The organism is Streptomyces akebiae (assembly GCF_019599145.1).
GTDB classification, from domain to species: Bacteria; Actinomycetota; Actinomycetes; order Streptomycetales; family Streptomycetaceae; genus Streptomyces; species Streptomyces akebiae.
In genome coordinates this window covers 7489426-7513789 of record NZ_CP080647.1, presented here as the reverse complement: position 1 = coordinate 7513789, position 24364 = coordinate 7489426, and the positions used below count along the sequence as shown (strand labels likewise).

Annotated in this window: 22 protein-coding genes; 13 read left to right on the top strand and 9 right to left on the bottom strand. The window is 70.9% G+C overall.

Features of this window, described 5'->3' with window-relative positions:
- Window positions 1-88: 88 nt before the first annotated feature.
- Window positions 89-1360 (bottom strand): extracellular solute-binding protein, encoded by a 1272-nt coding sequence (locus K1J60_RS32525; RefSeq protein ID WP_220649323.1) that lies wholly within the window; start codon window positions 1358-1360, stop codon window positions 89-91.
- 466 nt (window positions 1361-1826) lie between these two features.
- On the opposite strand from K1J60_RS32525, the gene K1J60_RS32520 reads away from it, so the two are divergent.
- Both K1J60_RS32520 and K1J60_RS32515 read left to right on the top strand, forming a co-directional pair.
- Window positions 1827-2861, top strand: a complete 1035-nt coding sequence (locus tag K1J60_RS32520) for a LacI family DNA-binding transcriptional regulator (protein WP_045562851.1) — start codon at window positions 1827-1829, stop codon at window positions 2859-2861.
- Window positions 2862-2993: 132 nt separating this feature from the next.
- Window positions 2994-3857: a phosphatase PAP2 family protein gene (locus K1J60_RS32515; RefSeq protein ID WP_220649321.1), complete on the top strand. Its 864-nt coding sequence runs from the start codon at window positions 2994-2996 to the stop codon at window positions 3855-3857.
- Here the strand turns inward: K1J60_RS32515 and K1J60_RS32510 are convergent.
- Window positions 3847-4743 carry a LysR family transcriptional regulator gene (locus tag K1J60_RS32510; RefSeq protein WP_259408030.1) on the bottom strand — a complete coding sequence of 299 codons (897 nt, stop codon included), beginning with the start codon at window positions 4741-4743 and terminating at the stop codon, window positions 3847-3849. The genes K1J60_RS32515 and K1J60_RS32510 overlap by 11 nt on opposite strands.
- Before the next feature lie 73 nt (window positions 4744-4816).
- Here K1J60_RS32510 and K1J60_RS32505 point away from each other — a divergent pair, with 73 nt between their 5' ends.
- A complete protein-coding gene (locus K1J60_RS32505; RefSeq protein ID WP_220649320.1) occupies window positions 4817-5791 on the top strand; it encodes a DMT family transporter in 975 nt (324 codons plus the stop codon).
- 48 nt (window positions 5792-5839) lie between these two features.
- Here the strand turns inward: K1J60_RS32505 and K1J60_RS32500 are convergent, their stop codons facing one another.
- The gene (locus K1J60_RS32500) at window positions 5840-8851 is read right to left on the bottom strand and encodes a bifunctional [glutamine synthetase] adenylyltransferase/[glutamine synthetase]-adenylyl-L-tyrosine phosphorylase (RefSeq protein WP_220649319.1); all 3012 of its coding nucleotides are present in this window, start codon (window positions 8849-8851) and stop codon (window positions 5840-5842) included.
- 236 nt (window positions 8852-9087) lie between these two features.
- On the opposite strand from K1J60_RS32500, the gene K1J60_RS32495 reads away from it, so the two are divergent.
- From K1J60_RS32495 to K1J60_RS32475, 5 genes are all read left to right on the top strand, one after another.
- Complete coding sequence (locus K1J60_RS32495) at window positions 9088-9528, top strand: hypothetical protein (RefSeq protein ID WP_259408029.1); 441 nt, start codon at window positions 9088-9090, stop codon at window positions 9526-9528.
- 105 nt (window positions 9529-9633) lie between these two features.
- Window positions 9634-10149: a pyridoxamine 5'-phosphate oxidase family protein gene (locus K1J60_RS32490; RefSeq protein ID WP_220649318.1), complete on the top strand. Its 516-nt coding sequence runs from the start codon at window positions 9634-9636 to the stop codon at window positions 10147-10149.
- 35 nt (window positions 10150-10184) lie between these two features.
- Complete coding sequence (locus K1J60_RS32485) at window positions 10185-10628, top strand: VOC family protein (RefSeq protein ID WP_220649317.1); 444 nt, start codon at window positions 10185-10187, stop codon at window positions 10626-10628.
- Window positions 10629-10691: 63 nt separating this feature from the next.
- Window positions 10692-11255: a DUF4291 domain-containing protein gene (locus tag K1J60_RS32480; RefSeq protein WP_220649316.1), complete on the top strand. Its 564-nt coding sequence runs from the start codon at window positions 10692-10694 to the stop codon at window positions 11253-11255.
- Window positions 11256-11332: 77 nt separating this feature from the next.
- Window positions 11333-11932, top strand: a complete 600-nt coding sequence (locus K1J60_RS32475; protein WP_220649315.1) for a dihydrofolate reductase family protein — start codon at window positions 11333-11335, stop codon at window positions 11930-11932.
- Window positions 11933-11981: 49 nt separating this feature from the next.
- On the opposite strand, the gene K1J60_RS32470 is transcribed toward K1J60_RS32475, so the two are convergent.
- Window positions 11982-13343, bottom strand: a complete 1362-nt coding sequence (locus K1J60_RS32470; protein ID WP_033527411.1) for a glutamine synthetase family protein — start codon at window positions 13341-13343, stop codon at window positions 11982-11984.
- Between the two features lie 406 nt (window positions 13344-13749).
- On the opposite strand from K1J60_RS32470, the gene K1J60_RS32465 reads away from it, so the two are divergent.
- From K1J60_RS32465 to K1J60_RS32455, 3 genes are all read left to right on the top strand, one after another.
- Window positions 13750-14415 carry a DUF3105 domain-containing protein gene (locus tag K1J60_RS32465; protein ID WP_220649314.1) on the top strand — a complete coding sequence of 222 codons (666 nt, stop codon included), beginning with the start codon at window positions 13750-13752 and terminating at the stop codon, window positions 14413-14415.
- A gap of 27 nt (window positions 14416-14442) precedes the next feature.
- Window positions 14443-15063, top strand: coding sequence for a DUF305 domain-containing protein (locus K1J60_RS32460; protein ID WP_220649313.1), 621 nt, complete (start codon window positions 14443-14445; stop codon window positions 15061-15063).
- Between the two features lie 126 nt (window positions 15064-15189).
- Window positions 15190-16923, top strand: coding sequence for an NAD+ synthase (locus K1J60_RS32455; protein ID WP_259408028.1), 1734 nt, complete (start codon window positions 15190-15192; stop codon window positions 16921-16923).
- A 30-nt stretch (window positions 16924-16953) separates the two neighbouring features.
- Here K1J60_RS32455 and K1J60_RS32450 read toward each other — a convergent pair whose 3' ends face one another.
- Window positions 16954-17496: a GNAT family N-acetyltransferase gene (locus K1J60_RS32450; RefSeq protein WP_220651805.1), complete on the bottom strand. Its 543-nt coding sequence runs from the start codon at window positions 17494-17496 to the stop codon at window positions 16954-16956.
- Window positions 17497-17800: 304 nt separating this feature from the next.
- Here K1J60_RS32450 and K1J60_RS32445 point away from each other — a divergent pair, with 304 nt between their 5' ends.
- Window positions 17801-18199 carry a hypothetical protein gene (locus tag K1J60_RS32445; protein ID WP_220649311.1) on the top strand — a complete coding sequence of 133 codons (399 nt, stop codon included), beginning with the start codon at window positions 17801-17803 and terminating at the stop codon, window positions 18197-18199.
- Between the two features lie 146 nt (window positions 18200-18345).
- On the opposite strand, the gene K1J60_RS32440 is transcribed toward K1J60_RS32445, so the two are convergent.
- The 4 genes from K1J60_RS32440 to K1J60_RS32425 form a co-directional block, all read right to left on the bottom strand.
- Complete coding sequence (locus K1J60_RS32440; protein ID WP_220649310.1) at window positions 18346-19575, bottom strand: MFS transporter; 1230 nt, start codon at window positions 19573-19575, stop codon at window positions 18346-18348.
- Window positions 19576-19754: 179 nt separating this feature from the next.
- The gene (locus tag K1J60_RS32435; protein WP_220649309.1) at window positions 19755-20804 is read right to left on the bottom strand and encodes an endonuclease/exonuclease/phosphatase family protein; all 1050 of its coding nucleotides are present in this window, start codon (window positions 20802-20804) and stop codon (window positions 19755-19757) included.
- Between the two features lie 209 nt (window positions 20805-21013).
- Entirely contained in the window at window positions 21014-21646 is a 633-nt protein-coding gene (locus K1J60_RS32430) for a TetR/AcrR family transcriptional regulator (RefSeq protein ID WP_220649308.1), read from the bottom strand.
- A gap of 59 nt (window positions 21647-21705) precedes the next feature.
- Window positions 21706-23283, bottom strand: a complete 1578-nt coding sequence (locus tag K1J60_RS32425; protein ID WP_220649307.1) for an MFS transporter — start codon at window positions 23281-23283, stop codon at window positions 21706-21708.
- A gap of 190 nt (window positions 23284-23473) precedes the next feature.
- Between K1J60_RS32425 and panB the strand changes: the two genes are divergently transcribed.
- Window positions 23474-24340: a 3-methyl-2-oxobutanoate hydroxymethyltransferase gene (gene panB / locus K1J60_RS32420; protein ID WP_220649306.1), complete on the top strand. Its 867-nt coding sequence runs from the start codon at window positions 23474-23476 to the stop codon at window positions 24338-24340.
- Window positions 24341-24364: the final 24 nt, after the last annotated feature.

Here is a 24364-nt window from a genome sequence, read left to right as displayed (position 1 = left end):
GGGGCCGGGCCGCTCGGCGGCCCGGCCGGTGGCCGCCGCGTCCGGCCCCGGCCGGAGCCGGGGTGAGGGACACGGCGGCCACCCGGGATCACTTGCTGTAGTCCGGGACCAGCTTGGCGATCGCGGTCTCCGCGTTGCCCAGGCCCTTGTCCAGGGACTCCTTGCCACCGGCGATCGCGAGCAGCTCGGTCTCCAGCGGGCCCCACAGGGAGCTGTACTCGGGCAGCTCGGGGCGCGGCTGGGCGGCGGCCAGTACGGTCTGGTAGCCGGCGATGCCCGGGTCGGCCTTCACCTCGGCGGTGTAGGCGTCGTCACGGGTGGGCAGCGTGGAGTTCTTCAGGGCGATGGTCTCCTGGGACTTCGCCGACGTCATGAAGTTGACGAACTTCAGCGACGCCTCCTGGTGCGCCTTGTCCGAGCCGGCGTACACGGAGAGGTTGTGGCCGCCGGTCGGGGCGCCCGCCTTGCCGGTGGAGCCGGCCGGGACGGTGGCGATGCCCAGGTTGGCCTTGTCCTTGAACGCCGAGCCCTTGTAGAAGTTCGTGATCTCCCACGGGCCCTGGACGATCGAGGCGACCTTGCCGTTGACGAAGGCGTCCTGGATGTGGGCGTAGGCGTCGGCGGTGGTGTCCGCCTTGTGCAGGCCCTTGCCGTCGAAGAGGTCCAGCCAGGTGCCGTACGCCTTCTTCGCCTCGGCGGAGGCCACGGTGATCTTCTTGGCGGCGACGTCGACGGTGTCGGTGCCCTCGCCGTAGAGGAAAGACTGGGCGTAGTAGGCCTGGGTGGAGCCCCAGTAGCCGTCGACGCCGGTCTTCTCCTTGATCGTGGCGGCGGCCTTCTTCAGGTCGTCCCAGCTCTTCGGGGCCTCGGTGATGCCGGCCTTCTCGAAGAGCTCCTTGTTGTAGACCAGCGCCAGGGTGTCGGTGACGAACGGAACGCCGTAGGTCTTGCCGTCGTACTGGGCCTGCTTGATCAGGCTGGGCTGGAACTCGTCCTCGTCCTTGAGGGCCTCGGTGCCGTCCAGCGGCAGGAAGAAGCCCTTCTTCGCGAAGGCGGGGGTCCAGCCGACCTCGGAGCGCAGGATGTCCGGCGCGCCCGTGGCGCCGGCGGCGGTGTCGAACTTGTTCTGCGCCTGGTCGAACGGCACGTTGACGTACTTGACCTTGATGTCCTTGTTGGCGGCCTCGAACTCCTTGACCAAGGCCTTGTACGTCGGCGCCTCATTGGTGGCGTTGGAGGTGTCCCACCAGGTGATGGTGACCGGACCGTCGGCCGAGTCGCCGCTGTCACTTCCGCCGCAGGCCGTCGCCGTGAGGGCGATCGACGCCACCAACGCGGTGGCCGCTATGCCACGCCGCATGAGATCTCCTTGAGGGTGAAAGCCCGTGTGCTGGGCGGAGGGCCCCGTCCGCCGCTCCTGCCGAGTTCCGGCCGCGCCATCGCCGCCGCCGGGCGAGGCCGAACGTAACAGCGTTGTAAGCGCGACGAAAGACCTTGCTGCAAAAAATTGCAACGGAGGGGGATGGTTACCGGCCCGTGACCTGTGCTCGACATGGCCGAAACCTGATATCAGGGCCGCTCAGCGGGTGTTCACCGGGCTGTGCAAGACTCTGCAAGCTCTTGCCACCACTGGCGGTGGCGGCCATCATCACCCTGTCAGCGCCTTGCGAAGGTCACCCCTTCCACACTCGGGGCGCCCCCACGGACACCGACCAGAATCACGAGGGACCGCGATGACGCAGCAGCCCGCAGTGGGCCGCACCCCCGCCCGCCCCCGACGCCGGGCCGGTGTGCAAGCGCAGGTCCGGCCGGTACAGTCCAGTGCTGTGACCACACGGCTTGCCGACATCGCAGCCCAGGCGGGGGTCAGCGAGGCGACTGTCAGCCGCGTCCTGAACGGGAAGCCGGGCGTCGCCGCGACCACTCGCCAGTCCGTTCTGGCCGCCCTCGACGTGCTGGGCTACGAGCGGCCGGTCCGGCTGCGGCAGCGCAGCGCCGGCCTGGTGGGCCTCATAACCCCGGAGCTGGAGAACCCCATATTCCCGGCCCTGGCCCAGGTGATCGGCCAGGCGCTGACCCGGCAGGGGTACACCCCGGTGCTCGCCACCCAGACCCCCGGCGGATCGACGGAGGACGAGCTGACGGAGATGCTCGTCGACCGGGGCGTCGCCGGCATCATCTTCGTCTCCGGTCTGCACGCCGACACCTCGGCCGACATGCAGCGCTACGAGCAGCTCCGCGCCCAGGGCGTGCCGTTCGTCCTCGTCGACGGTTTCTCGCCGAAGGTGCAGGCCCCCTTCATCTCGCCGGACGACCGGGCGGCGATGTCCCTCGCGGTGACGCATCTGGTGTCGCTGGGGCACACCCGGATAGGTCTGGCGCTGGGCCCCAAGCGCTTCGTGCCGGTGCAGCGCAAGATCGAGGGCTTCGTCCGCACGATGCAGGACCAGTTGGGGCTGGCGGCCGCGACCGTGGAGTCCGAACTCGTCCAGCACTCCCTGTACACCCTGGAGGGCGGTCAGGCGGCGGCCATGGCGCTCATCGACCGGGACTGCACGGCGGTGGTGTGCGCGAGCGACATGATGGCGCTGGGCGCGATCCGGGCGGCCCGGCAGCGGGGCCTGGAGGTCCCGGACGACGTCTCGGTCGTCGGCTTCGACGACTCCCCCCTGATCGCCTTCACCGACCCTCCGCTGACGACCGTCCGCAAGCCGGTCCCGGCGATGGGGCAGGCGGCGGTGCGTACGTTGCTGGAGGAGATCGGGGGGACTCCGGCGCCGCACAGCGAGTTCGTGTTCATGCCGGAACTGGTGGTGCGGGGGTCGACCGCTTCTGCGCCCGGGGACCGGTCTCGTACCTGAGACGGAGAGATGGGGGAACGATGCGGTACGTACGGAGGAGAAGGCCCTCAGCGCCACCCCGACGGATGTGCGTGATGAACCCGACCAGAGGATGATCGGTGGGGTACCGCTTTTCTGGCAGACTCTGTGCCCATGAGTGAAACGACCGTGACGACACTGGAGGAAGGCCGGGAGCAGGCCGCTCCGCGGTCCGTCACGGACGCGCCGGAGCAGAGGTACCTGCACCGGCTGCGGGTTCCGCGCAGGCCTCGTCTCTGGTTCGAGATCCTGCTGATCGCGGTGAGTTACTGGACGTACTCCCTGATCCGCAACGCGGTCCCGGAACAGAAGACGCAGGCGCTGCGGAACGCCGACTGGATCTGGAAGGTGGAGCACCACCTCGGGATCGCGGTCGAGGAGACGATCAATCACTCCGTGAACTCGGTCACATGGCTGATCGTCGGCATGAACTACTACTACGCGACCCTGCACTTCGTCGTCACGCTCGGTGTCCTCGTGTGGATCTACCGTAGTCATCCCGGCCGTTACGCGGCGACCCGTCTGGTGCTCTTCGCGACCACGGCCGTGGCCCTGGTCGGCTACTACTTCTATCCGCTGGCCCCGCCCCGCCTGATGCCCGGCGAGAGCTTCATCGACACGGTCGTCGTCCACCAGACGTGGGGCTCGATGGCCTCCGGCGACCTGAAGAACATGTCGAACCAGTACGCCGCGATGCCGTCGATGCACATCGGCTGGTCGCTGTGGTGCGGGCTGACGATCTTCGCGCTGGCGTCGGTGCCGTGGGTGCGGGTGCTGGGCCTGCTCTATCCCACGTTGACGCTCGTCGTCATCGTCGCCACCGCCAACCACTTCTGGCTGGACGCGGTCGGCGGCATGCTCTGCCTGGCCTTCGGCTTCGGCGTGGCCCGCGTCTGGTACGGAACGCTGCCCTACGCGCTGCCCCGTCAGGTGACGGGGAGCATCCGGGAACCGGAGCTGGAACCGGTCAAGGTGTAGCACCGGCGGCTTCCCGCAGCGCCCTGACGAACGTCCGCAGGGCGGGCTGCGGCGGGGCCGTCGCGCGTACGGCCGCGTGGATGGAACGCCGGGGTTCCGGGCCGGTGAACCGGCGGACGACGACGTCGGGATGGGTGCTGCCGAGGCCGAGCCGGGGGATGAGACCGACCCCGAGACCCGCCGCGACGAAACCCTGCGCGGTCGCGTAGTCCTCGCTCTCCACCACGAACCGGGGCCGGAAACCGGCCTCGGCGCACGCCTCCAGCTGGGCGTCCAGGCAGGGCCCCGGCCATTCGCTGCCGACCCACGGCTCGTCGGCCAGGTCGGCCAGCGCGAGGTCGGACCGGTCGGCGAGGGGGTGCGCGGCGGGCAGTACGGCGACATAGGTGTCGTCGAGCAGGTGCAGCAGCCGTACGCCGTCGGGGTCGGCGCCGCGCGGCCGTACGACGAGCGCGAGGTCGGCCCGCCCCTCCCTGACCGCCGGGAGCGGGTCGTCGGGGTCGATCAGCTTCAGCTCGATCCGGACGCCGGGGTGCTCGGCGCGCAGCCGGGCGACGGCGGGGGCCACCAGGGAGGCACCGGCCGTGGCGAAGTACCGCACGGCCAGTCGCCCCGTGCGTCCGGTCCGCAGATCGGCCAGCGCGGCCTCCGCCTCGGCGACCTGCCGCCCGATCGCGTCCGCGTACTCGGTGAGCAGCAGTCCGGCCTCCGTGGGCCGCACCCCGCGCCCGACCCGCTCCAGCAGCGCGGTCCCGGTCTCCTTCTCCAGCGCGGCGATCTGCTGGCTGATCGCGGAGGGGGTGTAGCCGAGGGCGGTCGCGGCGGCCGTCACGGAGCCGCTGGTCACCACGGTTCTGAGCACCTGCATCCGACGCACATCAATCATGCAGCCCAGCTTAAAGGTCCATGCACAATTCTTCGCTTGCCCTTATGTGTCCCGGTGCCCGACCGTGGTGCACATGCCTCTCGCCTCCACGCTCCGTATGGCCCTCCTCGCCCTCCTGTGGGGCTCGGGCTTCCTCTGGATCAAGCTCGCCCTCAACCACGGCCTCTCCCCGCTCCAGATCACGGTCGCGCGCTGCGCCCTGGGCGCTGCGGTCCTGCTGGTCCTCGCCCTGGCCGCCCGTCAGCGCCTGCCGCGCGACCGGCGGACCTGGACCCATCTCCTCGTCGCCGCCTTCTTCTGCAACGCCCTGCCGTTCGCGCTCTTCGGCATCGGCGAGCAGACCGTCGACTCGGGCACGGCGGGCGTCCTCAACGCCACCACCCCCCTGTGGGCCCTGCTCCTCGGCCTCGTCCTCGGGACCGACCGCCCCCTCTCCCCCGCCCGCCTCACCGGTCTCCTCCTCGGCTTCGCCGGCGTCCTGCTGATCTTCGCGCCCTGGCAGCGGGCGGGGCTGATGACCTCGGGCGCGCTCGCGCTCCTCGGGGCGGCCGTGAGCTACGCGGTGGCCTTCGCGTACATGGGCCGCCACCTGACGGGCCGCGACGCACCGCTCGCCGTCTCCGCCGCGCAGCTCCTGGCGGCGACGGGATGGGCGACGACCGGCTGGGCGGCGACGGGATGGGCGGCGGACGCCACGCCCGCAGCGAGCGCCGGCCCGTCCGGGGCCGACCTGACCGCCCTGCTCGCGGTGGCCGTCCTGGGGATCTTCGGTACGGGGGTCACCTTCTACCTCAACTACCGCCTGATCGCGGACGAGGGAGCGACGAGCGCGGCGACGGTCGGCTATCTGCTGCCCGTGGTGTCGGTCGCCCTGGGGGCGCTGTTCCTCGACGAGCGGGTGGGGACCCGGGTGATCGCGGGGATGGTGGTGGTCCTGGCGGGGGTGGCCCTGACCAGGCCGCGGCGGGCCTCGGCACGCCGGGCCGCCGGCGGTGTGCGACTCCGGCGGCCCGCGACCGCGACAGGTCGGCAGGCCCTGCGGCGGTGAAGACGTCCGCCCAGGCCGGAGGTCACCCCCCGCAGAACAAGCTGAAGGTCACCCCCCGTAGAACAACTCGTCCACCACGGCCCGAGCCCGTCGTGTGATGCGGCGGTAGTCGTCGAGCATGTCGCCCACGTGACCGGGGCCGTACCCCAAGTACCTCCCGACGGCGGCGAGTTCACGGCCGTGGGAGGGGAAGGTGTCGCCCGCGCGGCCTCGGACGAGCATCACGGCGTTGCGGACGCGGGTGGCCAGCACCCAGGCCTCGTCCAGTACGGCCGCGTCCTCGGCGCTCACCAGGTCGGCCTCGCGGGCGGCGGCCAGGGCCTGACGGGTGCGGGTCGTGCGGAGCCCCGGCTCGCGGTGCCCGTGCTGGAGCTGGAGGAGCTGGACGGTCCATTCGACGTCGGAGAGGCCGCCGCGGCCGAGCTTGGTGTGGAGGGTCGAGTCGGCGCCGCGCGGCATCCGCTCCGACTCCATGCGGGCCTTGATGCGCCGGATCTCGCGTACGGCGTCGTCGCCGAGGCCGCCGACCGGATACCGGAGCGGATCGACGAGTTCGAGGAAGCGGCGGCCCAACTCCTCGTCACCGGCGACCGGTTCGGCGCGCAGCAGGGCCTGCGACTCCCACACCAGCGACCACCGGCGGTAGTAGGCCTCGTAGGAGTTCAGCGTCCGCACGAGCGGGCCGGTCTTGCCCTCGGGGCGCAGGTCCGCGTCGATGAGGAGGGGCGGGTCGGCGCTCGGGAGCTGCAGCAGGCGGCGCATCTCGGAGACGACCGCGTTCGCGGCGCGGCCCGCCTCCTGTTCGTCGGCGCCCTCCCGTGGTTCGTGGACGAACAGGACGTCGGCGTCGGAGCCGTAGCCCAGTTCGTGGCCGCCGAAGCGGCCCATGCCGATCACCGCGAAGCGGGTGGGGAGGGTGTCGCCCCAGCCCTCGCGGACCACCGCCCGCAGGGTGCCCGCGAGGGTCGCGGCCGTGATGTCGGAGACCGCGCCGCCGACGAGGTCCACCAGGGCGCCCTGGTCGGCGGTGGCCGGGAACGCCTCGGTGCCGTAGGAGCCGACGATGTCCATGGCGGCCGTGCGGAAGAGCTCCCGGCGGCGGACGCCGCGCGCCGCCGTGACGCCCTGCTGGGCGCCGTCGGCCCGGCCCACGGCGGCGAGGATCTCCTGTTCCAGGTGGGCGCGTTCACGGGCTTCGAGACCACCGGCGCCACCGGCGACACCGTCCCCGTCGCCGAGGAGGGAGACCGCCTCGGGGGCGCGCATGAGGAGGTCGGGGGCCAGGCGTCCCGCGGAGAGCACGCGCGCCAGGTTCTCCGCCGCCGCGCCCTCGTCGCGCAACAGCCGTAGGTACCAAGGGGTTCGGCCGAGCGCGTCGGAGACCTTGCGGAAGTTGAGCAGGCCCGCGTCCGGGTCGGCGGAGTCGGCGAACCAGCCCAACAGCACCGGCAGCAGGGTGCGTTGGATGGCGGCCTTGCGGGAGACGCCGGACGCCAGGGCCTCCAGGTGGCGCAGCGCCGCCGCGGGGTCGGCGTAGCCGAGGGCGACGAGGCGCTCGCGGGCCGCGTCGGCGCTCAGCCTGATCTCACCGGGGGCGAGTTGGGCGACGGCGTCGAGGAGCGGGCGGTAGAAGAGCTTCTCGTGCAGCCGTCGCACGACGGCCGCGTGGCGGCGCCACTCGCGGTTCAGTTCGGCGACCGGATCGGCGCGCAGGCCGAGGGAACGGCCGATGCGTCGCAGGTCGTCGTCGCCCTCGGGGACGAGGTGGGTGCGGCGCAGCCGGTAGAGCTGGATGCGGTGCTCCATCGAACGCAGGAACCGGTAGGCGGCGTCGAGCCCGGCCGCGTCCGTCCGTCCCACGTACCCGCCGGCGGCCAGCGCGCCCAGCGCGTCGAGGGTGGTGCCGCTGCGCAGGGACGTGTCGCCGCGTCCGTGCACGAGTTGCAACATCTGGACGGCGAACTCGACATCCCGCAACCCGCCGGGCCCGAGCTTGAGTTGACGGTCCACCTCGGCGGCCGGGATGTTCTCGACCACTCGGCGCCGCATGCGCTGCACGTCGGTGACGAAGTTCTCCCGCTCGGCCGCCTTCCAGACGAGCGGTTCGAGCGCGGTGACGTACGCCTCGCCCAGTTCGAGGTCCCCCGCGACCGGCCGGGCCTTGAGCAGCGCCTGGAACTCCCAGGTCTTCGCCCACCGTTGGTAGTAGGCCAGATGGCTGCTGAGCGTCCGCACGAGCGGGCCGTTGCGCCCCTCCGGCCGCAGGTTGGCGTCGACCGGCCAGATGCTGCCCTCGACGGTCGTCTCGGAGCAGATCCGCATCATGTGCGAGGCGAGCCGGGTGGCGGCCCGGATCGCCTTCTGCTCGTCGGCCCCGTCCGCCGTCTCCCCGACGAAGATGACGTCGACGTCGGAGACGTAGTTGAGTTCGTGGCCGCCGCACTTGCCCATCGCGATGACCGCGAGACGGCACAGTTCAGCGTCCTCCGGCGCGGCGGCGCCGGCGATCGCGAGGGCGGCCCGCAGCGTGGCGGTGGCGAGGTCGGCGAGCTCGGCGGCGGCCTGGGCGACATCCGTCGTTCCGCAGACGTCACGGGCGGCGATGGAGAGCAGACAGCGGCGGTAGGCGACACGGAGGGAGACGGGGTCGGTGGCCTCCGCGAGCCCCCGTTCGAACTCCTCGACGCCCGGATGCAGATCCCGCGGCTCGTACGTCACGAGCGCCTGCCAGTCCTGCGCGTGCCGGGCCAGATGGTCACCGAGCGCGGCGGACGCGCCGAGCACCCCGAGCAGCCGGTCCCGCAGCGGCTTGGCCGCTATCAGCGTGTCCAGCAGCGCCCGCCGGGCCGTACGGTCCGGTTGCGCCTCCAGCAGCCGTACGAGGCCCAGCAGCGCGAGGTTCGGGTCGGCGGTCGCCCCCAGGGCGTCCAGCAGCACCGGGTCGCTGCGTACGGCGGACAGCTCCCCGCTCTCCAGCAGCCGCTCGGCGGCGCTCGGATCGGTGAAACCGTGCCGCAGCAGTCGCGAGAACGTGCTGCTCCTGCGCCCCGGCGCCGTCATCCCAGGCCTCCCGTCGGATCAAGCCCGCTCATCCACTCGTCCGCCCTCCGATCGCCCGACTTCGCCGATCAAGGTCGTACGGGCACGAGCCTAACCGGAGTGCCTGGGGGAAGCGCCGGTCGGCCGGGGGCGGGTTCGGGGGCGTCGACCGATTCCGCCGGGCGCCGGGGCAGGTCGGCGACCGTGCCGCGATCCGGACCGGTCGCATCCGCCGTGCGCACGGCTAGTCTGCGGAGGTGGCCGGGGAAGAGGACGCGGAGGACGGCGGGGGCGGTGTCGTACGGCGCCCTTCGTGGGGTGCGGTGCCGGCGTCGGAGCCGGTGGTGACCACCGTGCTGCTGCAGTTCGTCGGTCTCGCCCTGGCCGGGCTCGCGGCGCTCGTGGGGTGGCTCTTCGGGTGGCTGCCCGACCCCGGTCTCTTCGCCACCGTGGCCGTCATGATCTCGTTCGGGCCCGCGGTCGAGGTGTTCCGCGCGGGGCGGCCGCCGCGCGGGCTCGCGGTCGCCGCCGCGTCCCTGACGCTGGGAGCCGTGGCCGTGCTGGTGGCCGTGGCGATGAACTGGGCCCTTCCCTCCGCGGCCGACCAGGGCATCGGACTCGCCGTCGGCTTTCTCGTCGGGATGCCCGCCGGTGTGGCCGTGCTGGCACGGCTGCTCGGCACGGGGGACGTGGGATGAGTGACGCGGGGTGGTGGGGCGGGATGAGTTTCCGGGCCCCGCGGAGTCTGCCCTGTGACGACAGCCGACGGTCGAAGGCCGCCGGCTCACCGGAGGTGACATCCCATGTCCGACACCAGCACCCCGCAGACCCGGCTCGACCCCCGCTACAGCGATCCCGCCGCCGTGCCGGTCCCCTGGCCGGAGGCCGAGGCGCGGCTGGCCGGGGCCGAGCTGTTCTGGATCTCGACGGTGCGGCCGGACGGGCGGCCGCATGTGACGCCGCTGCCCGCGGTGTGGTCGGAGGGGGCGCTGCACTTCTGCACGGGGCCTGAGGAGCGCAAGGCCAGGAACCTCGCGGCGAACCCGCGCGTCGCGCTGACGACCGGCACGAACACCTGGGACGAGGGCTACGACCTGGTGGTGGAGGGCGAGGCCGTCCGCGTGACGGACGACGGCCGGCTGCGGGAGCTGGCCGCCGCGTGGGAGGCCAAGTACGGCAGTTTCTGGCACTTCGACGTACGGGACGGCTGTTTTCGGCACGGTTCGGGGCGGGCTTTCGTCTTCTCGGTGGCGCCCGGCACGGTTTTCGGCTTCGGTAAGGGTGAGCCGTTCAGCCAGACACGGTGGCGGTTCGGCTGAGGCAGAAGAGCCGAAGGCGACTTGGAGGACCACGGATGCAGTACACGCTCGAAGTGATTCCGCTGCCGGTGAGCGACATCGACCGGGCCCGGGACTTCTACCGGGACAAGGTCGGTTTCCACGTCGACATCGACCAGGAGGTCATGCCGGGCATGCGGATCGTCCAGCTGACTCCCCCGGGCTCCGGCTGTTCGATCGCCCTCGGTGACGCCATCTGGGACATGGCCCAGGGTGCCCGGCCGGCGCCCGGTTCGTACCAGGGCCTCCAGCTCTGCGTCGCCGACATCAAGGCCGCCCACGCCGAACTCCGCGAACGCGGCCTCGACGTCTCCGAACCCGTCCAGTACGCCCCCGACGACGGCGCCACCTTCATGTACTTCAAGGACCCGGACGGCAACGGCTGGGCGATCCAGGAGTACCGGCGCAGGGTCACGGAGCCGCTGCACCAGGTGCTGGCGGACCTGGCCGGGCGGCAGTAGCCCGGCGGCGGCCCGAAGGAATTCACTCGCGGCTCCCGCCCGGCGGCTGGCAGGGTGCCGCGCATGGCTCCCCCGTACGAGATCCGTGCCGACTACGACGCCCGCACGATCGTGGTGTACCAGGCGTACGCGCCCACGATCGCCGACGCGGCGCTGCGGGCCGGCCGTTTCGTCGAGCCGTTCTCGTTCCGTCGGATGACGTGGATCAAGCCGTCGTTCCTGTGGCTGATGCACCGCAGCAACTGGGCCCGCAAGCCCGGCCAGGAACGGGTGCTCGCGGTGCGGATCACCCGCGAGGGGTGGGAGGAGGCCCTGTCGCGGGCCGTGCCGACGACGGCGGACCCGGCGGCGGTGGCCCGGGCCGCCGTCCATGTCCAGTGGGACCCGGAACGCTCGGCGCGCGGGGCCGCGCTGAACCACTACAGCATCCAGGTGGGCATCGGCCGCCATCTGATCCGGACCTTCACCGACGAGTGGGTCGTCGGCCTCACGGATCTCACCCCTCAGGTGCGCAGGGCCGCCGCCCTGCTGCACTCCGGGCAGCCCGCGAAGGCCCGACGGCTGTTCCCCGCGGAGCGCGTCTACCCGCTGCCGCCGGCGCTGGAAAGCCACCGCACTCCGAGCTGACGGCGGGGCTTCCCGGTACGGGACGCGGTCGGCGCCCGGTGGTCGTACTGTCGAAGCCGTCACCGAGGAGGCTTCTGATGCGCGGCGTGACCTATTCGATGAACGTCTCCCTCGACGGCTACATCGCCGGGCCGGACGGCGGTTTCGACTGGCCGGGGTTCGACGAGCAGGTCTTCCGCTTCTGGATCGACGAGATCCGGGACGTCGGCGTCCATCTGTTGGGACGGCGGCTGTACGAGACGATGCTGTACTGGGAGACCGCCGTCCAGGACCCCGCGCTCGGCGAGGCGGAGCGGGAGTGGGCCGCGCTCTGGAATCCGCTGCCGAAGGTGGTGTTCTCCAGGACGCTGTCGGCGGTGGAGGGCCGGGCCCGCCTGGCCTCCGGCGGCCTGGCGGAGGAGATCGAGCGGTTGCGCGCCGAGCCGGGAGAGGGCGAGATCGCGATCGGCGGCGCGACGCTCGCCGCCCAGGCGTCCGACGCGGGCCTCATCGACGAGTACCGGGCCGTGGTCTACCCGGTGCTGGTCGGGGGCGGCATCCCCTTCTTCCCTCGGCACGAACGCCGGGTGGACCTCGAACTCGTCGAGACCCGCGCCATCAGCGAGAAGGTCGTCTACCTCCGCCACCGCGTGGTCCGCCAGGCGGTGCCTCACGGCGCGGGGGCCGACGGTCCATGACCGTCGGCCCCACGCGTCGTCACAGCGGGAAACCCGCGCTGACCTGTGCTTACAGCACCGGCAGGTTCTTCCGCAGCTCGAACGCGGTCACCTCGCTGCGGTACTCCTCCCACTCCTGGCGCTTGTTGCGCAGGAAGAAGTCGAAGACGTGCTCGCCGAGGGTCTCGGCGACGAGGTCGCTGCGTTCCATGAGGGAGAGCGCCTCGCCGAGGTTCTGCGGGAGCGGCTCGATGCCCATGGCGCGGCGCTCGGCGTCCGAGAGGGCCCAGACGTCGTCCTCGGCGCCCGGCGGCAGCTCGTACCCCTCCTCGATGCCCTTGAGGCCGGCGGCCAGGAGCATGGCGTAGGCGAGGTAGGGGTTCGCGCCGGAGTCCAGGGAGCGGACCTCGACCCGTGCCGAGCCGGTCTTGCCGGGCTTGTACATGGGGACGCGGACCAGGGCCGAGCGGTTGTTGTGGCCCCAGCAGATGTACGAGGGGGCCTCGCCGCCGGCACCGGCGGTGCGCTCGGAGCCGCCCCAGATGCGCTTGTAGGAGTTGACCCACTGGTTGGTCACGGCGGCGATCTCGGCGGCGTGCTTCAGCAGGCCCGCGATGAAGGAGCGGCCGACCTTGGAGAGCTGGTACTCCGCGCCGGACTCGTAGAACGCGTTCCGGTCGCCCTCGAAGAGGGAGAGGTGGGTGTGCATGCCCGAGCCCGGGTGCTCGGAGAACGGCTTGGGCATGAAGGTCGCCTGGACGCCCTGCTCCAGCGCCACCTGCTTCATGACCAGGCGGAACGTCATGATGTTGTCGGCGGTGGAGAGCGCGTCGGCGTAGCGGAGGTCGATCTCCTGCTGGCCGGGGGCGCCCTCGTGGTGGGAGAACTCGACCGAGATGCCCATGGACTCCAGCATGGTGATCGCCTGACGGCGGAAGTCCATGCCGACGTTCTGCGGGGTGTGGTCGAAGTAGCCGGAGTTGTCGGCCGGGGTCGGACGGGAGCCGTCCGTCGGCTTGTCCTTCAGCAGGAAGAACTCGATCTCCGGGTGGGTGTAGAAGGTGAAGCCCAGGTCGGAGGCCTTGGCCAGGGACCGCTTCAGTACGTACCGGGGGTCCGCGAAGGACGGGGAGCCGTCCGGCATGAGGATGTCGCAGAACATCCGGGCGGTGCCCGGGGCCTCCGCGCGCCACGGCAGGACCTGGAAGGTCGACGGGTCCGGCTTGGCGATCATGTCGGACTCGTACACCCGGGCGAAGCCCTCGATGGCCGAGCCGTCGAAACCGATGCCCTCGTCAAACGCCTGTTCCAGCTCGGCAGGGGCCACGGCCACGGACTTCAGGAAGCCCAGCACGTCCGTGAACCACAGGCGTACGAAACGGATGTCGCGCTCCTCCAACGTACGGAGCACGAACTCCTGCTGCTTGTCCATCTTCCGCTTCCACCCATTCCTTGCTGGTCAGGCCGCCTGGCTCCCGAGCCACGGGAGGCGGTCGGGCACCTGAGCATCCCACCACAACACCATTTCGCGCGCGTTGCGCACCTTGATCGGCATGCGGACGTCCCGCTGAACGCCCGGCTCACGGCAGGTGTACAGCTCGCTCCGCCGCTCAACCGCTCTGCTGCCCATCTTGCCTGCTCGCGTCGCCATCCGTAACGCCCACGTGGGCCGACATCCGCCGGGCGTCCGTCACGCCTGCCCCGAAACCCGGGCGGCATCCGTGGCCGAGGGGGAGCATGGGAGGCGGGATCCCTCGTTTACGAGGGGGAGCGGATCAACTTACGATCAGTTGATCCGACCGTCCCATCCGAACCATCCCCCACTAAGGACACATCCCATGGCCGCCAAGACCAACAGCAGCGGGGACCGCAAGGCGCGCATCGAGGCGATGCGCCGTGCCGAGCGCTCCCGTGAGCGCCGGAACCGGATCCTCACGATCGGCGCCAGCGTGCTGATAGTCGCCGGCCTCGTCGTGAGCGGGACGGTCCTGATCCGCTCGCAGTCCGACGACAACGGCAGCGACACCGCGGCCGGTGACTCCAAGTCGACCGGCAAGTGGGAGACCGGCTCGGACGGCGTGAAGACCTGGAGCACCAAGCTCGCCCAGAACCATGTCACCAAGTCCGTGAAGTACCCGATGGAGCCCCCGGTGGGCGGCGACCACAACCCGGTCTGGCAGAACTGCGACGGCGACGTCTACGACAAGGCCATCAAGAACGAGAACGCCGTGCACTCGCTGGAGCACGGCGCGGTCTGGGTGACGTACAACAGCAAGGCCTCCGAGGCCGAGGTCAAGGCGCTCGCGGAGAAGGTCGAGAAGACCCCGTACACACTGATGAGCCCGGTCGACGACCAGAAGGACCCGATCATGCTCAGCGCGTGGGGCCACCAGCGCACGGTGACCGGCGCGAAGGACCCGAACCTCGACAAGTTCCTCGAGACCTACGTCCAGGGCGAGCAGACGCCCGAGCCGGGTGCCGCCTGCACCAACGGCATCTCCTAGCGCCGGCGGTCTGGGACAGTGGGAAGCATGAAGCACATCGGTTGGATCGCCTCCGGGGCCGCGGCGGTGCTCGTCGCGGCCGGGGCGATCACCTACGCGGTCGCCGACGGCGACGAGTCCGGGCTGAAGGCCCCCACCGCCGACTCCGCCGACGCGGGGTTCGCCCGGGACATGGCGGTCCATCACCAGCAGGCCGTCGAGATGTCGTACATCGTGCGCGACCGGACCGACGACGAGGAGGTCCGGCGGCTCGCGTACGACATCGCGCAGACGCAGGCCAACCAGCGCGGCATGATGATCGGCTGGCTGGACCTCTGGGGTCTGCCGAAGGTGTCCTCGCAGCAGCCGATGGCCTGGATGGGCATGGGTGACATGGCCTCCGGCGAGGACGGCTCGCTGATGCCGGGGATGGCGACCGACGCCGAGATGGAGAAGCTGAACAAGCTCGACGGCAAGCAGGCCGAGATCTTCTTCCTCCAGCTGATGACCGACCATCACAAGGGCGGCGTCCACATGGCGCAGGGCTGCGTCTCCCAGTGCACGGTCGGCGTCGAGAAGAAGCTCGCCCAGGGCATGGTGAACGCCCAGGAGTCCGAGATCTCCTTGATGACGGGCATGCTCAAGGAGCGGGGAGCCGCCCCGCGCTAGATGTACCGGCCGTAGGCACACCGCGACGGCCCCGGGGTGTGGGGCGCTTCGAACGTGGGGCGCCCCACACCCCATTGCGTCGCTCTGACGATTACACTGGGCCGCGTGCCTCAACTTCGTCTCGCTATGAATCAGATCGACTCGACCGTCGGCGATCTCGCCGGGAACGCCGAGGCGGTGGTCCGCTGGACCCGGCACTCAGCCGAGCAGGGAGCGCATCTGGTGGCGTTCCCGGAGATGGTGCTGACCGGGTACCCCGTCGAGGACCTGGCGCTGCGCCAGTCCTTCGTGGAGGCGTCCCGTGCCGCGCTGAAGGCGCTCGCCGCGCGGCTCGCCGACGAGGGCTTCGGAGAGCTGCCGGTGATCGTCGGCTACCTCGACCGTTCCGAGTCCGCCGCGCCGAAGTACGGCCAGCCGGCCGGGGCGCCGAGGAACGCGGGCGCGGTGCTGCACCGGGGCGAGGTGGCGCTCACCTACGCCAAGCACCACCTCCCCAACTACGGCGTGTTCGACGAGTTCCGCTACTTCGTGCCCGGCGACACCATGCCGGTGCTGCGGCTGCACGGCGTCGACATCGCCCTGGCCATCTGCGAGGACCTCTGGCAGGACGGCGGCCGCGTCCCGGCCGCCCGGTCCGCCGGGGCCGGGCTGCTGCTCTCCATCAACGCCTCGCCGTACGAGCGCGACAAGGACGACACCCGGCTCGAACTGGTGCGCAAGCGCGCCCAGGAGGCCGGCTGCACGACCGCTTACCTGGCGATGATCGGCGGCCAGGACGAACTCGTCTTCGACGGTGACTCGATCGTCGTCGACCGGCACGGCGAAGTGGTCGCGCGGGCGCCGCAGTTCGCGGAGGGGTGCGTGGTCCTGGATCTGGACCTCCCGGCGGCCGCCGCCGAGCCGGTCACCGGTGTCGTGGACGACGGGCTGCGCATCGACCGGCTGGTCCTGTCCGAGGAGCCGCTGCCCGCGTACGAGCCGGAGCTGGCCGGCGGGTACGCGGAGCGCCTCGACGACGACGAAGAGGTGTACTCGGCGCTGGTGGTGGGGCTGCGGGCGTACGCGGCGAAGAACGGCTTCTCGTCCGTACTGATCGGGCTCTCCGGCGGTATCGACTCGGCCCTCGTCGCGGCGATCGCGTGCGACGCGCTGGGGGCGCGGAACGTGTACGGCGTGTCCATGCCGTCGAAGTACTCCTCGGACCACTCCAAGGACGACGCGGCGGAGCTGGCGCGGCGGACGGGTCTGAACTTCCGCACGATCCCGATCGCGCCGATGTTCGACGCGTACATGTCGTCGACCGAGCTGACGGGTCTGGCCGAGGAGAACCTCCAGTCGCGCCTGCGCGGCACGCTGCTGATGGCGATCTCCAACCAGGAGGGCCACATCGTCCTCGCGCCCGGCAACAAGTCGGAGCTGGCGGTGGGTTACTCAACGCTCTACGGCGACTCGGTGGGCGCCTACGGCCCCATCAAGGACGTGTACAAGACGTCGATCTTCCGGCTCGCCGAGTGGCGCAACCGGGCGGCGGTGGAGCGGGGCCAGACCCCGCCGATCCCGGAGAACTCCATCTCCAAGCCCCCGAGCGCGGAACTCCGCCCCGGCCAGGTCGACACGGACTCCCTGCCGGACTACCCGGTCCTGGACGCGATCCTCGCGCTGTACGTCGACCGCGACCAGGGCGCCGACGCGATCGTCGCCGCCGGCTTCGACCGGGAGCTGGTCACCAGGACCCTGCGCATGGTCGACACCGCCGAGTACAAGCGCCGCCAGTACCCCCCGGGCACGAAGATCTCCCCGAAGGGCTTCGGCAAGGACCGCCGGCTGCCGATCACGAACCGGTGGCGCGAGCAGGCGTAGGCGCCGGGGCGAGGCCTGAGGGCGGGTCCCTCAGGCCTCCGGGTCGCGCAGGCCGACGCAGTCGAAGGCCCAGAAGACCTCCGAGTAGACGAACGTGCCCGTCATCCACGGCTCGTGGGCGGACAGACGGGCGACCTGGAACGCGGCCTCGGGTATGCGCAGCGACGGCGAACGGAAGCCCACCGCGCCGGCGTTCTCGAAGCCGCGCGTGCCGTAGTAGTGCGGTGACCCTTCCAGGAAGACCAGCGGCACGCCCTGGCCGTCCGCCGCCGCGAGGGCGTGCGCGACGAGCCGGGCGCCGATGCCCTGACGCTGGAACTCCGGGAGCACGCCCAGCGGCGACAGGGTCAGGACGTCCACGATCCGGCGCGGGGCGTCCAGGCGTGCGGCGCTCAGCAGAACGTGTCCGACGACCCGGTCGTCCACGGTGGCGACGAAGGAGAGCGGTGCCGTCGCGGCCTTCGCGACGCGCAGTGCCTCCACGAGCCCGGGAATCCGCTCACCGTCACCGAAGGCGCGCGTGTGGACCTCGCGCACCGCTCGGTGATCGTCGGGGGTCTCCTGCCTGATCACCGGCGCCGCGCCGCTCGGAGCGAGCCGCGACCGGCCGGACGTGTCCTGTGCTGTCATGGCCGTGAGGGTAGGGCCGGGAGCGGATCCCGGGCGAGGCGATTACGCACCCACCGCGCGAGATTACCGCCCGGTAAAACTCACGAGTCACTCGATAATTCACCGTTCATTCACAATGAATCAAGGATCTTTACACTTCAAGCAACGCCTTTGTGACGGTCACTCACTTTCGATATGGGAAGATGAAATTGCCACCCCCCACATGGGCGGCAATTGTTTATCGGAACAACCGCAAAGGACCGCCTCAATGCGAGTCGAAAAGCCCGCACGCAGGACCGCCGTCATACGCTCCGCCGCCGCCCTCTGCCTGGCGGCGGTCGTGGCCGGCGCCGCCGCGGCTCCCGCCCTGGCCGACGCGCCCGGCAACCCCGGGAAGCACTACCTGCAGGTGAACGTCCCGTCGGACGTCGGCACCATCGGTGTCGTCGGCGGTGGCGTGCAGCAGTGCTTCAAGGTCAATCGGGGCGAGTGGAACGACACCCGGGCGCTCGTCAACAACGGCGCCAGGGTCGAGGTCTGGGGTTACACCACGGACAACTGTGACGCCCGCACCACGGCGAACCAGAAGTACTACGACAGGGCCACCGTCCCCTCGTCGGACTCGTTCACCTATTTCTGGTTCACGCTGAAGAACCTGCGCGTCTGAACAACTGCCGATGGCACCAACCGCCCCCGGCCACATTCCGCGCCGGGGGCGGTCGCCTTTACAGAACGATCCTTGCTCGCGTGAAAAATGGCTGGTTCCTTCTTGAGGAGCGCGCGTCGGTCCTCAGTGCCCAGTCCCGCACCGCCTCAGACCCGCACCGTCTCCGACTCCCCCGGCACATGCGACGCCACCACGCGGCCGCGCCCCGGGACGGGAGTGGCCGTCCGGATCCGGCGGGCGTCGACGGCGTGGGCCACCGCCGCGACCGCCAGGCCGATCAGCGCGAGGGCCGCGCCCGCGGTCGCCGGGGCCGTCGTGCCGAGGCCGGCGGTCAGGGCGAGTCCGCCGATCCAGGCGCCGCCGGCGTTGGCGAGGTTGAAGGCGGCCTGGTTGGCGGAGGAGGCGAGGGAGGGGGCGGCGGCGGCCTTCTCCATGACCATCAGCTGGAGGGGCGAGCCCGTGGCGAAGGCGGCGACGCCGAGGAGGAGGACGGCCAGGGCGGCGCTCCACTGCGCGGTCATGAGGACCGGGAAGAGGGCCAGGACGAGGATCAGGGACGCCAGGCCACCGAAGAGGGTGCCCCGGAGGGAGTGGTCGGCAAGGCGTCCGCCGGCCAGGTTGCCGATGGTCGCGCCGACGCCGAACAGCGCGAGCAGCATGGTCACGCTGGTCTGGGCGTATCCGGCGGAGTCCGTGAGCATCGGCGTGATGTAGCTGTAGGCGGAGAAGAGGGCGCCGAAGCCGGCGACGGTCGTGCCGAGGGCGAGCCAGACGGGCAGGGAGCGCAGGGCGCCCAGTTCGCCGCGCAGGCCGGAGGAGTGGTTCTCCGCCCGGTCGTTCGGCAGCAGGAGGGCCAGGGAGGCGATGGCGGCCAGGCCGATCGCGCTGACGCCGAGGAAGGTGATCCGCCAGCCGAAGTGCTGGCCCACGAGGGTCGCGGCCGGGACACCGGCGACATTGGCGATCGTCAGGCCGAGGAACATCAGCGAGACCGAGCGGGCCTTGCGCTCCGGCGCCACGAGGCCGGTCGCGACGACCGCGCCGACGCCGAAGAAGGCACCGTGCGGCAGACCGCTGAGGAAGCGGGCGGCGAGCAGCCAGTGCTCGTCGGGGGCGAGCGCGGAGAGCGCGTTGCCGGCGACGAAGAGGAGCATCAGCCCGATCAGCACCTTGCGGCGGGGCATCCGGGCGGTGGCCGCGGCGAGCAGCGGGGCGCCGATGACGACGCCGAGCGCGTACGCCGAGACGAGGTGGCCGGCGGCGGGGATCGAGATGCCGAGGTCGGCGGCGACCTCGGGGAGGAGGCCCATGATGACGAACTCGGTCGTGCCGATTCCGAAGGCGCCTACGGCGAGAGCGAGCAGGGCCAAAGGCATGGCGAAGAGACCTTTCAAAGGGTGCAGGAGGGCAGGAGGAAGGAAAGGAAGGAATCGGTTCCGTTCCATCGTATGTTCACTGACGGAACAAACTCGAACCGGGGGTTTGTTCCCCCTTCCCGCTCCCCCGCCCCACCTGCGCCGTCAGCCCTCGGACGTGTCGATCGTCACCCGCGCCGTCAGCCGCCCGACGTCTCCGTCGTCACCCGCGCCGCCACCGGCAGATGGTCGCTGCCGGTCTCCGGCAGGGTCCAGGACGCCTTGGGTTCCATGCCGCGGACCATGATCTGGTCGATGCGGGCCATCGGGAACGACGCCGGCCAGCTGAAGCCGAAGCCGTCGCCCGCGGCGCCCTGGGTGGAGCGCATCTGGGCGGTGACGGCGTTCAGGGCGCGGTCGTTCATGGTGCCGTTGAGGTCCCCGAGGAGGACGACCTGCTCGATCGGCTCGTCGGCGATGGCCTCGCCGAGGGCGTCGGCGCTCTTGTCGCGCTGGCGGGCGGTGAACCCGGCCTCCAGCTTCACCCGCACCGAGGGGAGATGGGCGACGTAGACGGCGACGGGCCCGTCCGGCGCCGCCACCGTGGAACGCATCGCGCGCTCCCAGCCGAGCTTGATGTCGACGGCCTTGGTGTCGCTCATCCGGTACTTGCTCCACAGCCCGACCGTGCCGACGACCTCGTGGTACGGGTACGTCGCCGCCAGCGCCTTCTCGTACACCGGCACCGCGTTCTCGGTGAGTTCCTCCAGGGCCACCACGTCCGCGCCGGAGGCGGCGACCTCGCGGGCCGTGCCGGACGGGTCGGCGTTGTCCGCGTTGACGTTGTGGGTGACGACGGCGAGTTCGCCGCCGCCGCCGGTCTTGCTGGTGACCAGTCCGCCGAAGAGGTTCAGCCAGACGACCGTGGGCACCAGGAGCGCGATGAGCGCGGTGGCCGACCTGCGGACCAGGGCGAGGATCAGCAGCAGCGGGATCGCGGCACCGAACCAGGGCAGGAACGTCTCGGTCAGACTGCCCAGGTTGCCCACGGTGTTGGGGACCTGGGCGTGCAGCACCATCACCAGAGCGACGAGAACCGCGAGGACCGCGAGGACGATGCCGCGCCGCCAGATCCGCCGGTCCCCTCTCCATCCGCCGAAGAGGCGGCCGAACAGGCGCCGGAACCGGGATTGTTCGCGGCCCTGCCCCGTGCCGCCGCCGCCCGTCTCCGTCATGTACGCCTGCGCCATACCGTCGCCTCACTGCCTGCCGTGCACTTCTTCCCCCCGCGCTCTCAAAACCCTAGGGGATGATCGCCTTCGTTCCCGCCGTCACCGGGCGGTCGTACGGGCAGGAGGACGCACAACCCGCTGTTCGGAGTTCCGAACGGGCGGACAGGCCCCGACGTCTGTAACGAAACGCGCACATCACTGTGACTCACTTCGCAGGCCGTGGGCGGTCAGTCGGGCGGGCGAAGCCCTTCGAGCACCGCGTCGACGATGTTCTCCGCGAGGTCCTCGGGGAGCGGGGCCTCGGGACGCATGACGGTGCGGACCAGCATGGGACCGAAGACCAGGTCGCCGACGAGGTCGATGTCCACGTCCGGGCGGAGTTCGCCGTTGTCCCGGCCCCGGCGCAGGACATCGGCGAGGGCCCGGCGGCGGGGGGCGACGACGTCCGCGTGGTAGGCCTCCCAGATCTTGGGGCTGCTCTTCATCTGGGCGATGACGTTGTGCAGGATCGCCGAGGGCCGGTTGAGCAGCCCGCGTCGGCGTGCCGCCTCCAGGAAGACGACCAGGTCGTCGCGCATCGAGGTGCCGGGCAGCACCGGATCCGGGGGTTCGGCGGCGCGCAGTACGTCGACGAAGAGGGCCTCCTTGCCGCTCCAGCGGCGGTAGATGGTCGCCTTGCCGACACCGGCGGTGCGGGCCACCCGCTCGATCGACAACTCGGCGAGTGGCACCCCCTCTTCGAGGAGCCTCATGACGCCCTCGATGATGGACCGCTCCACGGCCTCGCTGCGGGGCCGCCCGCGTCCGGAACCGCCGTCCCGGACCCGCCCGTCTCCGGCGTGGCTCTCGGCGAGGCTCAAGGTCGACTCCGTCTCTCGTGTGCCGGCCCGGCTCTCGTCTGGGCCGGTCCGATTCTCCGTCAGTGGTCGGCGACCACCAACTCGGCCTCCTCCTTGCCCTCTTGGCCGCCCTTCGGTCGTCCCGGCAGGAACACCGCCATGGCCACCGCGCCGAGGAGGGCGACACCGGCTCCGCACAGGGCGGTCACGTGCATGGCGTGCAGGAAGGCGTCGTGGGCCGGGGCGACCAGGGCCTCGCCCCGCTCGCCGAGCCGGGCGGCGAGTGCCAGGGTGGCCTCGACGGACTCGGCGGCGGCGTGCGGGGCGCCGGCGGGCAGCTCGCCCTCGATGCCGCCCCGGTAGGCGGCGGAGAGCACCGAGCCGAGGACGGCGATACCGAGGGCGCCGCCGACCTGCCGGAAGGTGTTGCTGAGCGCGGACGCGGAACCGGCCTTCTCGCGGGGCAGCGCCTGCATGACCACGACGCTCAACGGGGTCATCACATGGGCCATGCCGACACCCATGAGGAAGAAGACGACTTCGAGGATCCAGATCGGGGTGTCCGCGTCCAGCACGGCGAACGCGGCCAGCGTCGCGGCGATCAGCGTCATGGCCGCCGTGCACACCGCGCTGTTGCCGAACCGGTCGACGAGGAGGCGGGCGCGGGGCGCGAAGACGAACTGCGCGACGGCCAGCGGGAGCATGAGCAGGCCGGTCTGGAGCGGGGAGTAGCCGCGTACGGTCTGGGTGTAGAAGACGGAGAAGAAGGTCACGCCCATCAGGGCGAAGAAGACCAGGCCGATGACGCCTATGGCGGTCGAGAACACCTTGTTCTTGAAGAACGACATGTCGATGGACGGATGGTCGCTGCGCTTCTCGAACACCACGAAGGCGGCGAGGACCGCGAGGCCTGCTCCGCTGGTCGCGAGGACCGTGGCGTCGGTGAAGTCGGCGAGCTGGCCGCCGCGGATGATGCCGTAGACGAGGAGGACGAGGCCGACGACGGAGAGCAGTACGCCGATCGGGTCGACGCGGCCGGGGTTCGGGTCGCGCGAGTCGGGGACCAGCCAGAGCATCAGGCCGAGGGCGAGGACGACGATCGGCACGTTGACCAGGAAGACCGAGCCCCACCAGAAGTGGTCCAGGAGGACGCCGCCGGTGATCGGGCCGATGGCGATGGCCAGGCCGACGCCGCCCGCCCAGATGCCGATGGCCTTCGGCTGCTCGTCGCGTTCGAAGACGTTCATCAGGACGGCGAGGGTGGCGGGCATCACGAAGGCGGCGCCGAATCCCATGACCGCGCGGAAGGCGATCAGCTCGGCCGGGGAGCCCGACAGGGCGGCCAGCGCGGAGCCGATGCCGAAGACGACCAGTCCGCCGAGCAGGACCTTCTTGCGGCCGAGCCGGTCGCCGAGGAGACCGGCGGAGAACAGCAGCCCCGCGAAGACCAGGGTGTAGGCGTTGATCGCCCACTCCAGCTCGCTCTGGGTGGCGCCGAGCCCGGTGGGCTCCGGAGTGGAGATCGTCTTGATGGCGACGTTGAGGATCGAGTTGTCGAGCACCACGATCAGCAGGCTCAGCATCAGCACGCCGAGGATCACCCAGCGGCGCCGGTGCACCGCCGCCGGTACGCGGGAGTCAGGGACTGCGGTAGTCATGTCGTCGACCCTAGACCTATTTCGATACGAGACCGTCTCGTATCGAAATTCTTTTACCCGGCTCTTACGCGCTGTATGCCTGAACGGTCACATGTACCCGCTCTAGCCGTCCCCTGCCCTAGGTGCCACCATGGACGTGGTCCGGGGACACCGTCAGGGTGCCTCGAGATGACATGAAGGAGCTGGAGCCATGACGCAGCTTTCGGCTGCCCAGACGAAGCCCTCCGACGGCAGCAAGGCGCTGTACGGGGGCAAGGGCACACGCCGTATCACCGTCCGGGACATCGCCCTCGCCAAGGAACGCGGCGAGAAGTGGCCCATGCTCACCGCGTACGACGCGATGACCGCGTCCGTCTTCGACGAGGCCGGCATCCCGGTGATGCTCGTCGGCGACTCCGCGGGCAACTGCCACCTCGGGTACGAGTCGACCGTGCCCGTCACCCTCGACGAGATGACCATGCTCTCCGCGGCGGTCGTCCGCGGCACCAGCCGCGCCCTGATCGTCGGCGACCTGCCCTTCGGTTCCTACCAGGAGGGCCCGGTGCAGGCGCTGCGCTCGGCGACCCGGCTGGTCAAGGAGGCCGGGGTCGGCGCGGTCAAGCTGGAGGGCGGCGAGCGGTCGCACCGCCAGATCGAGCTGCTGGTGGAGTCCGGCATCCCCGTCATGGCCCACATCGGCCTCACGCCGCAGTCCGTCAACGCGATGGGCTACCGCGTGCAGGGGCGCGGCGAGGAGGCCGCACAGCAGTTGCTGCGCGACGCCAAGGCCGTCCAGGACGCGGGCGCGTTCGCGGTCGTCCTGGAGCTGGTTCCGGCGGAGCTGGCGGCGGAGGTCACCCGGGTGCTCCACATTCCGACGGTCGGCATCGGCGCCGGGTCCGAGACCGACGCGCAGGTGCTCGTGTGGACCGACATGCTCGGGCTGACGGGCGGGCGGGTGCCGAAGTTCGTCAAGAAGTACGCGGACCTTCGTACGGTCATGGGTGACGCGGCGAAGGCGTTCGCCGAGGACGTCGTCGGCGGAACGTTCCCGCTGGAGGAGCACTCCGTCCACTAGGACGGAGGGCGCCGCATCGAGCCA